14 protein-coding genes are annotated in these 14,254 nt (G+C 28.8%); 12 read left to right on the forward strand and 2 right to left on the reverse strand.

Annotation, left to right across the window (positions count from 1 at the left end):
- Positions 1-118: 118 nt before the first annotated feature.
- The 10 genes from T369_RS0100580 (at position 119) to T369_RS0100625 (ending at position 10,683) form a co-directional block, all read left to right on the forward strand.
- On the forward strand, positions 119-802 hold the full coding sequence (locus tag T369_RS0100580) for a hypothetical protein (RefSeq protein WP_031550299.1): 684 nt from the start codon (positions 119-121) through the stop codon (positions 800-802).
- 13 nt (positions 803-815) lie between these two features.
- The gene (locus tag T369_RS0100585; RefSeq protein WP_031550302.1) at positions 816-1,496 is read left to right on the forward strand and encodes a hypothetical protein; all 681 of its coding nucleotides are present in this window, start codon (positions 816-818) and stop codon (positions 1,494-1,496) included.
- Between the two features lie 15 nt (positions 1,497-1,511).
- The gene (locus T369_RS0100590; protein WP_031550305.1) at positions 1,512-2,192 is read left to right on the forward strand and encodes a hypothetical protein; all 681 of its coding nucleotides are present in this window, start codon (positions 1,512-1,514) and stop codon (positions 2,190-2,192) included.
- A gap of 15 nt (positions 2,193-2,207) precedes the next feature.
- Positions 2,208-2,885 (forward strand): hypothetical protein, encoded by a 678-nt coding sequence (locus T369_RS0100595; RefSeq protein WP_031550309.1) that lies wholly within the window; start codon positions 2,208-2,210, stop codon positions 2,883-2,885.
- Between the two features lie 122 nt (positions 2,886-3,007).
- Entirely contained in the window at positions 3,008-3,442 is a 435-nt protein-coding gene (locus tag T369_RS0100600) for a GtrA family protein (RefSeq protein WP_006364339.1), read from the forward strand.
- Complete coding sequence (locus T369_RS0100605) at positions 3,442-4,275, forward strand: Cof-type HAD-IIB family hydrolase (RefSeq protein ID WP_031550312.1); 834 nt, start codon at positions 3,442-3,444, stop codon at positions 4,273-4,275. The genes T369_RS0100600 and T369_RS0100605 overlap by 1 nt, the downstream gene beginning before the upstream one ends.
- Before the next feature lie 134 nt (positions 4,276-4,409).
- A complete protein-coding gene (secD, locus tag T369_RS0100610; protein ID WP_031550315.1) occupies positions 4,410-6,704 on the forward strand; it encodes a protein translocase subunit SecD in 2,295 nt (764 codons plus the stop codon).
- Positions 6,705-6,968: 264 nt separating this feature from the next.
- Positions 6,969-8,279, forward strand: a complete 1,311-nt coding sequence (locus T369_RS08940; protein WP_031550319.1) for an isochorismatase family protein — start codon at positions 6,969-6,971, stop codon at positions 8,277-8,279.
- Positions 8,280-8,418: 139 nt separating this feature from the next.
- On the forward strand, positions 8,419-9,585 hold the full coding sequence (locus tag T369_RS0100620; RefSeq protein WP_031550321.1) for an ATP-grasp domain-containing protein: 1,167 nt from the start codon (positions 8,419-8,421) through the stop codon (positions 9,583-9,585).
- A 12-nt stretch (positions 9,586-9,597) separates the two neighbouring features.
- A complete protein-coding gene (locus T369_RS0100625) occupies positions 9,598-10,683 on the forward strand; it encodes a hypothetical protein (RefSeq protein WP_031550325.1) in 1,086 nt (361 codons plus the stop codon).
- A gap of 33 nt (positions 10,684-10,716) precedes the next feature.
- Here T369_RS0100625 and T369_RS0100630 read toward each other — a convergent pair whose 3' ends face one another.
- Both T369_RS0100630 and T369_RS0100635 read right to left on the reverse strand, forming a co-directional pair.
- On the reverse strand, positions 10,717-11,229 hold the full coding sequence (locus tag T369_RS0100630; RefSeq protein ID WP_031550328.1) for a hypothetical protein: 513 nt from the start codon (positions 11,227-11,229) through the stop codon (positions 10,717-10,719).
- Entirely contained in the window at positions 11,229-11,585 is a 357-nt protein-coding gene (locus T369_RS0100635; RefSeq protein WP_031550331.1) for a winged helix-turn-helix transcriptional regulator, read from the reverse strand. Before T369_RS0100635 ends, T369_RS0100630 begins: the two co-directional genes overlap by 1 nt.
- Before the next feature lie 176 nt (positions 11,586-11,761).
- Here T369_RS0100635 and T369_RS0100640 point away from each other — a divergent pair, with 176 nt between their 5' ends.
- Together T369_RS0100640 and T369_RS0100645 are read left to right on the forward strand one after the other, a co-directional pair.
- Positions 11,762-12,352: a nitroreductase family protein gene (locus tag T369_RS0100640; protein WP_031550333.1), complete on the forward strand. Its 591-nt coding sequence runs from the start codon at positions 11,762-11,764 to the stop codon at positions 12,350-12,352.
- A 301-nt stretch (positions 12,353-12,653) separates the two neighbouring features.
- A complete protein-coding gene (locus T369_RS0100645) occupies positions 12,654-14,132 on the forward strand; it encodes an aldehyde dehydrogenase family protein (protein ID WP_031550336.1) in 1,479 nt (492 codons plus the stop codon).
- The last annotated feature ends 122 nt before the right edge of the window (positions 14,133-14,254 follow it).

The raw sequence follows: 14,254 nt of genomic DNA on the forward strand, positions 1-14,254 counted from the left end.
TTAGGAGGTTAGTTTTTTTACGTATAAAGAGGAGGATTGTAATATATTTTTTAATAAAAATATTTTATTTTTTCACATTTACTTGATATAATAAAATTACAAAGTAGGAGGGATTTCTATGAATGTAAAAAGAATAAGAAAGTATTTCATACCAATAGTTTTTAGTTTTGCATGTGTACTTTCTGGTTGTTCATCAAATGTTACTAGTGATAATCAAAATAATACAGTAAAAAAAGAAAAAAATTCAACTTTAGAAGGTACATGGAAAGTAAAAGATTTCCAGGATACAATTAAACAATTATTACAAGTTGGAGCTAAAAGAGTCGATGTGGAAGAACGCATAAAAAACTTTTATAATGACTTTGATATGACATTAACTATAACAAATGACAATGCAGTACTACATTATACATTTGATGTAACAAAATTATATGAGTATTATTTTAATAATTTTGAAAAAGGAATTTATGAGAGTTTAGAACAGTATACTAATAAAAAAAGAACTAGCTTTAATGTAAATTATAATGTTTTGGAACATACTAAAGCTATAAGAGATGGGAATAAAATAGATTATACACTCAAAAATGGTGAAATAGATGAAGATAAAAAGACTATAACATTTCCTGAGACACCATCGATAGATACTGAGTACTTATTAGGTAACCCTACTTATAATGATGAAACTAATCCGGTAACATATAATTATAGTATAGAAAATAGTGAATTAACTCTTACAGTAACTGCGAAAGATGTAAAGGGAAAAGAATATCCAATAAATATTAAATTTACAAAAGAAAACTAAATGAGGTATTATTATGAATAAAAAAGGAATTAAAAGATATATCTTGCCAGTATTTTTAAGTTTTGCATGTGTCCTTTCTGGTTGTTCACAATCAAATAGTAATAATGGGAATAATACGAGCCAAGAAGAGAATCCTACTATAGAAGGAACATGGAAAGTAAAAGATTTCTCTGAAACAGTTTATAAAATAATTATTGATATTGGTGGTTCAGAAGAGCGTGCTCAAGCTTTAAAAGATTACTATAATAATGTTGATTTGAAATTAACGATAAAAGATAAAGATGTTGTAATGACTAATAGATTCGATGTTAAAGAACTATTTGAAGCAGATTTCAAACGTTCAGGATACAAAAGATACAAAGATATAGAACAATTTACAAAAAGTAGAGAATCAATGTTTAAGTTATCACAAAAGAAATTAGAACACACTGAATCTTCATTTGAGAATAATGTGATAAATATTAAATTGAAAGATGGAGTATTGGATCCAGATAAACAAACGATATCTTTCCAGGAAACTCCAACAATTGATGGACTTTATACACTAGGAATAGAAACGGAAAAATTAGAAAAAGAGCCGATAACATTTAATTATAAAATTGAAGGTAAAGAACTTATACTAACTGTATCAGGGAAAAATAGAAAAGATAAAGACCAAACGGTAGTAATCAAATTTACAAAAGAAAAAAATTAATAAGGGAGAATTACTATGAATATAAAAAGAATTAAAAAATATATCTTACCAATATTTTTAAGCCTTGCATGTGTGCTTACAGGATGTTCGCAATCTAATGGTAATAACGGTAATAACACAACACAAAAAGAAGAGCAAAGCTTTGAAGGTACATGGAAAGTGAAAGATTTTTCTGAAACAATGTACGGTATAATAGTTTCAGGACCCAGTTCAGAACAGCGTGCTCAGGATTTGAAAGATTATTATAATGAAGCTGATATGAAGTTGATAATTAAAGATAAGGATGTTGTCTTAACAAATACATTCGATGCTACAAAATTGATTGAAGCAGATTATAATCGAGCAGGTTATAAAAGAAGAATATCTTTAGAAGAGTTTACAAAACATTGGGAATTTATGTTTAAAATAGGAAAATCAAGATTAGAACATAATGAGGTTTCTATTGAGAATAATGTTACTAATATTAAAGCAAAAGATGGTGTTTTAGATACTGAGAATAAAACTATATCATTTCCTGAAAATCCAAGAATTGATGATTTTAATTTTCTAGGACTACATACTAAAAAAAGAGAAAAAGAGCCTGTAACATTTAATTATAAATTGGAAAATAATGAATTGATTTTAACAGTGTCAGGAAAAAATATGTATGAAAAAGATCAAACAGTAGTAGTAAAATTTACAAAAGAAAAAAATTAATAAGGGAGAATTACTATGAATATAAAAAGAATTAAAAAATATATCTTACCAATATTTTTAAGCCTTGCATGTGTGCTTACAGGATGTTCACAATCTAATGGTAACAACAGTAATAACACAACACAAAAAGAAGAAAAAAGCCTTGAAGGTACATGGAAGGTAAAAGATTTACCTGAAACAGTTCACAATATAATAGTTTCTGGAGTAGGTTCTGAAGAGCGTGCTCAGGCCATAAAAAATTATTATAATGAAGCAGATATTAAATTAATAATAAAAGATAAGGATGTTGTTTTAACAAATACTTTTGATGCTAACAAACTATATGAAGCAGATTTTAAACGTTCAGGGTATAAAAGACATAAAGATCTAGATGATTTCAAAAAAAGTAATGCTTATATGTTTAATCTTTCTAAACCAAAATTAGAACACACGGAAGCTTCTATTGAAAATAGTGTCATTAATGTTAAAGTAAAAGATGGTGTTTTAGATACTGAGAATAAAACTATATCATTTCCTGAAACTCCAAGAATTGATGATCTATATCTTTTAGGAATATATACAGATAAAAGAGAATTAAATCCTGTAACATATAATTATAAATTGGAAAATAACGAATTGATTTTAACTGTATCAGGGGAAAATAGATACAAAAAAGAACAAACAGTAGTAGTAAAATTTACAAAAGAAAAATAATAAAAAAGAGGTAGTTTAACAATAAAAGTTAAATTACCTTTTTTGCATACAAAAAGTTGAAAAAAAGGCTGTATAGGTATATAATTAAGTGTTAGCAAAATTTTATATTTAAAGAGGATAGCATGAAAAATTTAATAACGAAAATGCTGGATCTTTACAAACAGCCTAAGTATAAAAGTATAGTTAACTATATTTTCTTTGGTGTTTGTACAACATTAGTTAACGTAGTAACTTACTTTATTTTGTATTACTATGGTATGGGAGTAAGACCAGCTAACTTAATATCGATAACATTATCAATTTTATTTGCTTACTTTGTTAATGCGAGATATGTATTTAATTCAAAAGCTGTTGGATTTAAAAAAGTTTTCTATGAATTAGCAAAATTCTTCACAGCGAGATTATCTACACTAGTTATAGAAGTATTCGGAGTTGAATTCTTTATTTATTTAGGTATGAATGCATACTTATCTAAATTTATTATACAATTTGTAGTGCTAGTTGCTAATTATGTAATTAGTAAATTCTTAGTATTTACGAAGGAGAAAAATAACTAATGAAATGGTTTATAACAGATATGGATGGTACTTTTTTAAATGATAAAAAAGAAGTAGCACCAAATGCTCGTGATGTAATTGTAAAATTACAAGATAAAGGAAGTAAATTCATAATTGCGACAGGAAGACCAGATATAGCGATAAAGCATTATTACTATAATCTAGGTATGAATGACGTTGTAATATCAAATAATGGTAGTTTAATAAGAAATCTTACGACAGGGGAGATTGTTTATCAAAAAAGCTTTAAAATTGAAGAAGTTGAAACAATCTTTAATATGTTTAAAGAACTAAACGATGATAGTATAGAATTCCATGTTTACACATTGAATTACATATACTGTGATAGACTATCATTTAGCATGGCAAGAATGAAACGTATAGAAAAGGATATGCCTGAAGAATTAAAAACTCCTATGTATATTCATAAAGATATAATTGGAGAAATCAAAAAGAATAATGAAAGTTGCCAAAAAATTATGATGATCGCTAAAGATCATGATAAGATAGAGAAATTCTATAAAGAAGTAGCAAAAGTGTTACCTGTTGATGGAACTTTTTCAGCAACTGATTTCTTTGATATTATGCCTAAAGGGTGTAACAAAGGAACAGCTATTCAAAAACTTGCAGAACACTATAATATTCCTATAGAAGAATGTGTAGTATTTGGAGATAACTTTAATGATAAAGAAATGTTCGATGTAGCAGGTTGGAGCGTTTGTCCTAATAATTCTAGTCAAGCAATCCAAGACATGTGTGATGAAGTTATAGGAAATAATAATGACTTCTCAGTTATAGAATATGTTGAAAAATATTATGAAAAAATCAAATAACCCTCTTGCTAACTTTGGGAAAATTTGGTAAATTAAAGGGTAGCGTATTAATTTTTAAAGATAGTAAAATTAAGATTAATATGTAATTTTGCTATATATTGTACAATGAAAAATAAAATAAAGGAGAAACTTTCATGAGAGGAAGAAAACAAGGAAAACGAAAATTTAGTCGTATTCTTGCTTTCTTATCATTAGTAGTTATTGTTTTAACTTCAATAGGGTTAACAGCACAATCTAATGCGAAGAAAGTAAACTTAGGACTAGATCTTCAAGGTGGTTTTGAGGTTCTTTATCAAGTAGAACCACTTAGAGAAGGACAAAATATAGATGAAGCGGCTGTAAAAGCAACTGCTGATACTATTAGTAGACGTATCAATATCTTAGGTGTTAGTGAACCAGTTATTACTGTTGAAGCAGGTAATAGAATTAGGGTTGAATTAGCAGGTGTTAAAGACCAAGAAACAGCTCGTAAAGTATTATCAACACAAGCTAACTTAACAATTCGTGATACTGATGATAATGTTCTTCTAGACGGATCTGATTTACAAGAAAATGGTGCATCTCAAGGTTATGATCAAAACTCTAAACCAGATGTTAAATTAAAACTAAAAGATGCAGAAAAATTTGGTAAAATCACTTCTGATATAAGTAAAAAAACTGGTGGTCAAAACTTAATGGTAATTTGGATGGACTTTAGCGATGGTGATTCATTTAAAGCTGAAGCTGCTAAAGAAAAACCAAAATACATTTCAGCACCACAAGTTAACCAAACAATTAACTCAAATGATGTTCAAATTACAGGTGATTTTTCAGTAAAAGAAGCCAAAGAGATGGCTGCATTACTTAACTCTGGTGCTTTACCAGTTAAACTTACTGAAATCTATTCTAACTCTGTAGGGGCTCAATTTGGAGCTGATGCATTATACCAAACAGTATTAGCAGGAGCAATAGCACTTGGAATTATTTGTGCATTTATGTTATTAGTATATAGATTACCAGGATTTGTAGCCAGTGTAATGATGGTTGCATATGTATATCTAACTGTAGTATTCTTTAATATGATATCCGGAGTTCTAACACTACCAGGTATCGCAGCCCTAATCTTAGGGGTAGGTATGGCAGTCGATGCTAATATCATCATGTATGAAAGAATTAAAGAAGAAGTTCGTGCAGGATATCCACTGCAAAAAGCTTACCTAGATGGAGCTAAACAATCACTATGGACAATCTTTGACTCGCAATTCACAACAGTAATTGCGGCTGTTGTACTATTTATCTTTGGTACAAGTAGTGTTAAAGGTTTCGCGACTATGTTATTACTATCTATCTTAGTCAGCTTTATAACTGCGGTATTTGGTACTAGATTATTACTTGGTCTATTAGTAAGATCTAACTTCTTTAATAATCATCCTGGATACTTCGGTGTAAGTAAAAAATCAATTCACGATACTAAGTTTGGTATTAACTCATTAAACTTACCAACTAAATTTGAATGGTTAAGTTTTACAAAACACATGAAAAAATTCTTTGCATTAAGTATTGCTATTATGATAGCAGGATCAATCTCACTAGGTATGAATAAACTTAACTTAGGAATTGACTTCTCAAGTGGTACTCGTATTGACATAGCAGCTAATACAGAATTAACTACTGATCAAGTTAAACAAGATTTAGGTTCACTAAATGTAAAAGAAGAAAAAATAGTTTTATCACAAGATAAAAAACAAGCAACTGTATATTCAAAAGACAGTTTTGCACAAGACAAATCAATAGAAATAAAAGAATACTTTGCTAAAAAATACGAAAAAGATGCAAACTTAAGTGTTGTATCTCCAGTAATAGGTAAAGAATTAGTTAAGAATGCAATTTACGCTCTAGTTTATGCATCTATCGGTATTATAATTTATGTAGCCTTTAGATTCGAATGGAGAATGGGATTAACGAGTGTTATCGCACTTCTACACGACGTAGCAGTTATTATATTTATGGCAAGCTTACTTCGTTTAGAAATTGATATTACATTTATCGCCGCAGTACTAACAATTGTCGGATATTCAATAAACGATACAATCGTTACATTCGATAGGATTAGGGAACACATGCGTCATGAAAAACTAATTAAAACTAAAGAGCAAATTTACAAAATTGTTGACGTGTCATTAAGACAAACTTTAACGCGTTCTATTAATACAGTATTAACAGTTATTATTACTGTAGTAGTAATGTTATTAGTAGGAAGTAGTTCTATCTACTCATTTAACGTAGCGTTATTAATTGGATTAGTATTCGGTCTATATTCTTCACTATTTATTGCAGCTCAACTATGGGCAGTACTAAAAGTAAGAGAATTAAATAAAAAAGGAAAAATAGAAGTAAAAGTACATCAATCTCCAAAAGAAAGAAAAGAGAACGATAAAGTACTAGTTTAATAAAATAGGTTCGAGACTAAATCTCGAGCCTTTTTTGTTTCAAAAATAGATACATAATAAATTTTATTTAATGTAATTTTTAAGTTATAATTAACTAAAAGTGATATTATAAATGCTAATATGATATAGTTTGCTCTATTTCTTTTGCTAAAATGGTAAAAAAGTATATACAATAGTATCATATTAACTGTATGTTTAAATTTGTAGTTGAAGTTTAAATATGATATAATGAATAAATATTATAGCAAAGGAGAATAGTTTATAATGGAAATGCTATTTAAACTATTAGCGGAACATGTTTATCTAATACTGTTTATCTCACTTATTCTAGAGTTTGCTTGTCTTCCTTTACCTGGAGAAACAATGATGCTTCTGGCAGGTATTATGGCTTACGGAGGACATGGAAGTTACCTAGGTATGGTTATTGCAAGTGCATTAGGTACTATAATAGGTATGCAGTTTTCTTACGAAGTAGGTAGAAGGCTAGGTGTTAAAGCAATAGATAAATATGGATCTTATATTGGACTTACGCCATATAGAATGACTAAGGCGTCAGACTTTTTTAATAAGTATGGTAATGTAGTGATATTTGTTGCCTATTATCTTCCAGGAGTTAGACATATACTAGGATACTTCTCTGGAATTACAAAAGTTAATGCGAAAAAATTCCATGTGTATTCTACAGTAGGAGGAATGCTATGGGTTGGAACATTTATAACATTAGGTTATATTTTTGGACCTGGAGCAAAACATCTATTCCACTTAATGCATAAGTATGGAACATTAGCTGTTATTGTAGGTGCAATTGGTTTATTTGGATATCTTATATATAAAAAAGTAGGAGCTAAAGATTTCCCAATTTTTATAAGAAAACAGGTAAAAATATTAACAATACCATTTATTATTGGGATAGCAATAGTTATTTATAACGTTGTTAGAATGCCAAGATTTAATATGAAATTTGTTTATGATATGGTGTTCCAAGTTTGTATAGTACTCTTAGTGGTTGTATTTTTATATTATATAAGGGTTACTTTAAAAAATATGACTAGTAAGAAACTACTAGTAGTAGTAGATTATCAAAAAGACTTTGTTGATGGTGCTCTAGGGGCCCCAGGGACTAAGGAACTTGAACCAATTATTGTTGAAAAGATTGAACAATATAAAAAAGATAATCAAGATGTTATATTTACAAAAGATACTCACTATACTAACTACTTAACAACACGTGAAGGAAAACACCTACCAGTTGAGCATTGTATAATAGATTCTGAAGGACATGCTCTATACGGAAAAGTTGCTGACTATGAAAAAGATGCTAAAAAGGTATTTAATAAAACAACTTTCGGAAGTAGAGAATTAGCAAAATATATTTCACGAAGTGATTATGAAGAAGTAGAATTCTGTGGTTTAGTATCAAATATTTGTGTGCTAAGTAACATTATAATGACTCAAACTTTTAATGAAAAAGTAGAAATTTTTGTTGACTTAAAAGCAACAAAAGGTTTAAGTGAAGAGGTTGATTCAACATTTAAAACATATCTACAAAATATAACAGTAAATATTAAAGAATAAACAAGAGAGAATTAAAAGTAACTCAAACTTTTAATTCTCTTTTTACTATTAAAATAATTATTTATTTTTCAGAAAATATTAGAAAAATATTTAAAATTATGATAAAATTGTAAGTAAATTGAAAAAGGATGGTGTAGTTATGAATTATTTGTTAATTTCTCCTAACTTTCCCAAGAGTCAAGAATATTTCGCAAAAAGACTTAGTGAAAAGGGAATAACTGTTTTAGGTATAGGTACGGAAAGCTATGATGAACTAAGTCCAAGACTACAAGAAGTTATTACAGAGTATTTTAAAGTTAATAATTTAGAAGACTATAATGAAGTGCTAAAAGCCGTAGCTTTTTTAACATATAAACATGGAAAAATAGATAGAGTTGAATCAAATAATGAATATTGGTTAGAATTAGATGCCAAAATCAGAGAAGACTTCAATATCGATGGAGTAAAACCTAATCAGCTATCATTAACTAAATATAAATCAAGAATGAAAGATGTCTTTAGAAATGCAGGTGCTAGAGTAGTAGAAGGTCTTTCTATAAGTAATAAAGAAGAACTTGCTCCAACTATAGAAATTTTAGGATTACCTGTAATAGCTAAACCAGATAATGGAGTAGGTGCAGCTAATACTTATAAACTATTTACACAAGAAGACGTTGAGAATTTTAGAAATACTTGGGATGAAAGTGTAAGTTATTTCCTTGAACAATATATTGATAATGCAGTACTTTGTACATATGATGGATTAATCGATAGTGAAGGAAATGTAGCATTCGATACAAGTTTTACTTATAGTTTACCAACACTTGAATTAATAAATAATGCTAAAGATTATTATACAGATATAGAACCAAAAATTGATGAGAAATTAGTAGAGCTTGGTAAAAATATTGTTAAAGAGTTTGGTATGAAGGAAAGATTCTTCCATATTGAATTCTTTAAACTACCAGATGGAGAATATATAGCATTAGAATATAATAATCGTATCGCTGGTGGAATAACAATAGATTTATATAACTATGCTTATAACTGTGATTTATGTGAGTTATATGCAAAAGTAGTAGTAGGTGAAGAAGTACCAAAATATGAAACTGATAACTACACAGCTACAGTATCTAGACGAAATAAATATAATTATAAATATTCAGAAGATGATATTAATATCGAATACCATGAAAAAATCAGAATGGTGGAGTATGTACCAAAAGTTTTTGCAGAAGCTATGGGTGATGTAATATTTATAGTCACAGTAGGGTCAAAAGAAGAATTAATAGAAATCATAGACTTCATTCAAGAAAAAATTGATTAAATAGGGGGAATTATGAATAAAAAAAGTGGAAGAATATTAAAATTTTCAGCGTATATTTTACTATGTGGAGTTGTTGGATTCTTTGGAGGAAGTTATGCTGGGAAATTAGCTCCAAAAGTAGAAGATTTTAGTGTAATTTTACTAATAATATCATGTGTTATAGGTGTAGTAATACAAATTATTGTCCATGAAGCTGGACACTTAGTATTTGGTTTGCTAACTGGATATAAATTCGTTAGTTTTAGAGTATTTGATTTTAAACTTGAAAAAGATGACAATAATAAATTTAAGTTAAGACTACATCATATGAGAGGTACTCTAGGTCAATGCTTAATGAAACCACCAAAATATATAGAAGGAAAGTTTCGATATAAACTGTATCTGGCTGGTGGAGTACTTGGCAACCTTATATTTTCTGTAGCTATTTGGTTTATATATCCTAGTATCTATACTTTAATGATAGTAATGATAGGGATAATATTTGGAATATCTAATGCAATACCATCTGGTTTTAATGATGGTATGACATATAAACTTTCTACACAAGATGAAACTAATAAATATGTTCTATACTTAACATTAGTAGTTAATTATTATGCGAGTATAGGTAAATCATATATTGAAGAACATCCAGAAGAATTAGAAAAAATTAAAAATCTTAAAATAGAAAAACCAAATTATAATACAGATGCTTTAAAACTTATTGAGTACGATTACTATCAAGAACAATTTGAATTTGAAAAAGCATATCATGGACTTTTACAATTTTATAAAGAAAATCCGGATATGATACTACCGTACAAAATAGAAGTTTCTAAGCTATTAATTTTCTTTATGTGTTTACTAGATAAAGAAAATCCATTGTTAGAGGAATTGCTAAATGATTCATTTACAAAATCTAGTCTCAAAGCAAATGCACCTCAGAATAAGACGATAAATGCATTAATTGAGTGGAAAGTAAATAATAATCCTGAAAAAGCATTAGAACTTTTAGAAGAAGGCAGAAAGATACTGGATAAGTGTCCTAATCTTCGCGCGCAAATAATGGAAGAAAAGTATATAAGTTATATTAAAGATTTAATAATGAAAGAAAAATAAAAAAAGGAGGTGTAAAGTTACATCTCCTTTTTGCTATTTAGGTTTCTTTGATATTAAAGCTGAGAAATCCAAGTCATCATACTTAGATTTATTTAGTCCTGTCATAGAGTCAAAATCGACATTTGGGAAAAGTGGATCAAAATCTTCATCGTTAGTTTGTTGATTAACTGTTTCTTCGACTAAGGGCTTTTTAGAAATAAGTGATTTAATGTCTAAGTTATCATATTTATTCTCTTCGGAATTTTTATTAGTCATATTTTGAGGATATTCTATTTCAATACCTTCCATATTGCTAGTCGTTTGTTCCATTTCATTTTTATTATAAAATAGAACACCATATTCTTCTAACAATTCTTCTTTTGAATAATTTTTAAGTGGATCCTCAATAGGATTTATAGTATTTTCATAAATTGCCTTAACTATCTCATCATCTGTAAGAAGCTGTGAAGATTTAATATCCCAAGATGAAATAATACTATCTAGTATATCTATTTGTTTTTCAGATAGTAGGGGAAGGATATTTTTAATTTTATTTATTTTATCCATTATTGTGCCACTAAGTCTTTTCTATCAGATTTTTCAAGAAAGTCTATATAGTCATTTCCCCAAACTTCAAGTTCATTAAGTACATTATGAAACTTTTGTCCAATTTCTGTTAAACTATATTCTACTTTAGGTGGTATTTGTGCGTAGACTTTTCTATTGATCAATCCATCTTTTTCTAGTTGTTTAAGTTGTTTTGTTAGAGTAGCTTGTGTAATTGTTCCTAACTCACGTTGAAGCTCATTAAATCTTACTGCTTTTCCCTCAAGTAAATGTAAAATTAAAATCGTCCATTTACCTGATAATATTTTCTGTGTTGTAAAGAAAGGACAAACCCCGAATAATTCTTTTTCTTTCATTTTTTAAAAAAACTCCTAATTATTTTTTATTGATACAATCCATTTCTATCTTAAAAGATACTGACTATACAAAAAAATCGTACTTGTATATTTATTTGTATATGATAATATTAATATATATTAATTATAAAAGAAAAAGATCAATTTAGCAAGTAGCTAAAATGGAGGAATCTAAAATGACAAACGCAAAAAATTTATATCAAAATAGAAGAAGCCAATATGCACTAGGTAAAAATTTACCCCTAGCAGAAAACGAAGTATTAGAAATCATTGATAATGCAGTTAAATATTCACCAAGTGCCTTTAACGCACAAACTGCTCATGCAGTAGTATTATTAGGTGATAACCACCAAAAACTTTGGGATATTACTTTTGAAGAACTAGGTAAATTCTTACCTAATGAAGACGCAAAAGCAGCAACTAAAGCAAAACTTGATGGATTCGCTGCAGCTTATGGAACTATCTTATTCTTTGAAGATCATGATGTAGTAAAAGGATTACAAGAACAATTCCCATCATATGCTGATAACTTCCCATTATGGTCAGAACAATCAACAGGTATTGCATCATTTGCTGTTTGGAATGCATTGGCGGAAGCAGGTGTAGGTGCAAATATTCAACACTATAACCCAGTAATTGATGAAAGAGTAGCTAAAGAATGGAATATTCCAACTAACTTAGTACTACGCGCTCAAATGCCATTTGGTGAAATAGTAGGTGAACCAGCTCCGATAGAGAGAAAATCTCGTGTAAGAGTAGTAAAATAATACAATGATGAAAAGACTTTGAAATTACATTTATATTTTTAAAGTCTTTTCTTTATATTCTGTTATATAGAAATTATAAAATTAACATTAAAATATACAAAAAATATTGATATATTATTTTTTATATTAAAGGGATTATAATGATAATAAGTTAACTTATGAATATATTTAAAAAGGGTTAACTTTAATAAATTTTAAAATATTTGTCATATAGTTGTAAGCGTTTGAGCATAAATATTGAAGCGCATTTATAAATGTGTTAATATTTGAGAAAATAAGACGCATAAGGAGACGTAAAATTATGAGTAAATTAAATAAAGAAAATTACAAAATGTTTATTAATGGGGAGTGGGTTGATTCAGAAGATAAACTAGTATTAAAAGCATATAACCCTGCAAACTCAGAATATTTAGCAAACTTCCCAGATGCAACTGAAGGAGACGTAAATCGCGCAGTTGAAGCAGCTCAAGAGGCATTCAAAACTTGGAAAAAAACAACAGTAAGTGAACGTGCAGCATTATTAAACAAAATTGCTGATATTATTGATGAAAATACTGATTTATTAGCTACTACAGAAAGTTTAGACAACGGTAAACCAATACGTGAAACTAAAGCTGTAGACGTACCATTAAGTGCTAAACATTTTAGATATTTCGCAGGTTGTATTTTAGCTGATGAAGGGCAAGCAACTGTATTAGAAGAAAAACTCTTAAGCTTAGTATTAAGAGAACCTATCGGGGTAGTAGGACAAATTATTCCTTGGAACTTCCCATTCTTAATGGCTGCTTGGAAAATTGCTCCAGCATTAGCTGCAGGTAATACAATCGTTATTAAACCATCAAGCTTAACTTCACTAAGCTTACTAACATTTGTTGAATTAATTAAAGATGTACTTCCAAAAGGTGTATTAAACGTAGTAACTGGACGTGGAAGTAAATCTGGGGAATACCTAAAAAATCATGAAGGATTAAATAAACTAGCATTCACAGGTTCTACAGAAATTGGTAAGAAAATCGCTGTGGCAGCTGCAGAAAAATTAATTCCAGCTACATTAGAATTAGGAGGAAAATCAGCTAACATTATCTTAGATGATGCTGATATCGAAAAAGCATTAGATGGTGCTCAACTTGGTATCTTATTCAACCAAGGACAAGTATGTTGTGCTGGTTCAAGAATCTTTGTTCAAGAAGGAATCTACGATGAGTTCGTATCTAAAGTAAAAGAAAGATTCAATAAAATTAAAATTGGTGATCCATTAGATCCAAATACTCAAATGGGTAGCCAAATCGATGAAAAACAAGCAGAAAAAATTGTTAACTACGTAGAAATTGCTAAAAAAGAAGGTGGAGAAGTTCTTGTTGGTGGAGAACGTTACACTGAAAATGGATGTGATAAAGGTGCTTTCGTAAAACCTACATTAATTACTGGTGTTAACAATGGTTGCCGTATCTCTCAAGAAGAAGTATTCGGACCAGTTTCTGTAATTATTAAATTCAAAACTGATGAAGAAGTTATTGAACAAGCAAACGATAGTGAATATGGTCTAGCAGGAGCAGTGTTCTCTAAAAACATCACTAGAGCACTTAATATTGCTCGTAGCGTAGAAACAGGAAGAATGTGGGTTAACACTTATAACCAAATTCCTGAACATGCTCCATTTGGAGGATACAAAAAATCAGGTATCGGACGTGAAACTCACAAAGTTATTTTAGAACACTACTCACAAATGAAAAATATCTTAATCGATCTTTCAGATGATGTATCAGGATTCTATAGCTAATATGTAATTTAAAAGTAAGTAAAAAGGTTCTTAGTTTTAGACTAGGAACCTTTTTTATATATTTATATAAGAAAAGTATCCATAAAAAAGTTTTTTTGAAAAAGAAAAAATTATAAAAAGAA

The sequence above is a fragment of the Gemella sanguinis ATCC 700632 genome, assembly GCF_000701685.1.
GTDB lineage: Bacteria > Bacillota > Bacilli > Staphylococcales > Gemellaceae > Gemella > Gemella sanguinis.

Excerpts from the sequence above, each read along its gene's own strand:
- T369_RS0100580 (WP_031550299.1), top strand. The coding sequence starts at position 119 with ATGAATGTAAAAAGAATAAGAAAGTATTTCATACCAATAGTTTTTAGT.
- T369_RS0100585 (WP_031550302.1), top strand. The coding sequence starts at position 816 with ATGAATAAAAAAGGAATTAAAAGATATATCTTGCCAGTATTTTTAAGT.
- T369_RS0100590 (WP_031550305.1), top strand. The coding sequence starts at position 1,512 with ATGAATATAAAAAGAATTAAAAAATATATCTTACCAATATTTTTAAGC.
- T369_RS0100595 (WP_031550309.1), top strand. The coding sequence starts at position 2,208 with ATGAATATAAAAAGAATTAAAAAATATATCTTACCAATATTTTTAAGC.
- T369_RS0100600 (WP_006364339.1), top strand. The coding sequence starts at position 3,008 with ATGAAAAATTTAATAACGAAAATGCTGGATCTTTACAAACAGCCTAAG.
- T369_RS0100605 (WP_031550312.1), top strand. The coding sequence starts at position 3,442 with ATGAAATGGTTTATAACAGATATGGATGGTACTTTTTTAAATGATAAA.
- secD (WP_031550315.1), top strand. The coding sequence starts at position 4,410 with ATGAGAGGAAGAAAACAAGGAAAACGAAAATTTAGTCGTATTCTTGCT.
- T369_RS08940 (WP_031550319.1), top strand. The coding sequence starts at position 6,969 with ATGGAAATGCTATTTAAACTATTAGCGGAACATGTTTATCTAATACTG.
- T369_RS0100620 (WP_031550321.1), top strand. The coding sequence starts at position 8,419 with ATGAATTATTTGTTAATTTCTCCTAACTTTCCCAAGAGTCAAGAATAT.
- T369_RS0100625 (WP_031550325.1), top strand. The coding sequence starts at position 9,598 with ATGAATAAAAAAAGTGGAAGAATATTAAAATTTTCAGCGTATATTTTA.
- T369_RS0100630 (WP_031550328.1), bottom strand. The coding sequence starts at position 11,229 with ATGGATAAAATAAATAAAATTAAAAATATCCTTCCCCTACTATCTGAA.
- T369_RS0100635 (WP_031550331.1), bottom strand. The coding sequence starts at position 11,585 with ATGAAAGAAAAAGAATTATTCGGGGTTTGTCCTTTCTTTACAACACAG.
- T369_RS0100640 (WP_031550333.1), top strand. The coding sequence starts at position 11,762 with ATGACAAACGCAAAAAATTTATATCAAAATAGAAGAAGCCAATATGCA.
- T369_RS0100645 (WP_031550336.1), top strand. The coding sequence starts at position 12,654 with ATGAGTAAATTAAATAAAGAAAATTACAAAATGTTTATTAATGGGGAG.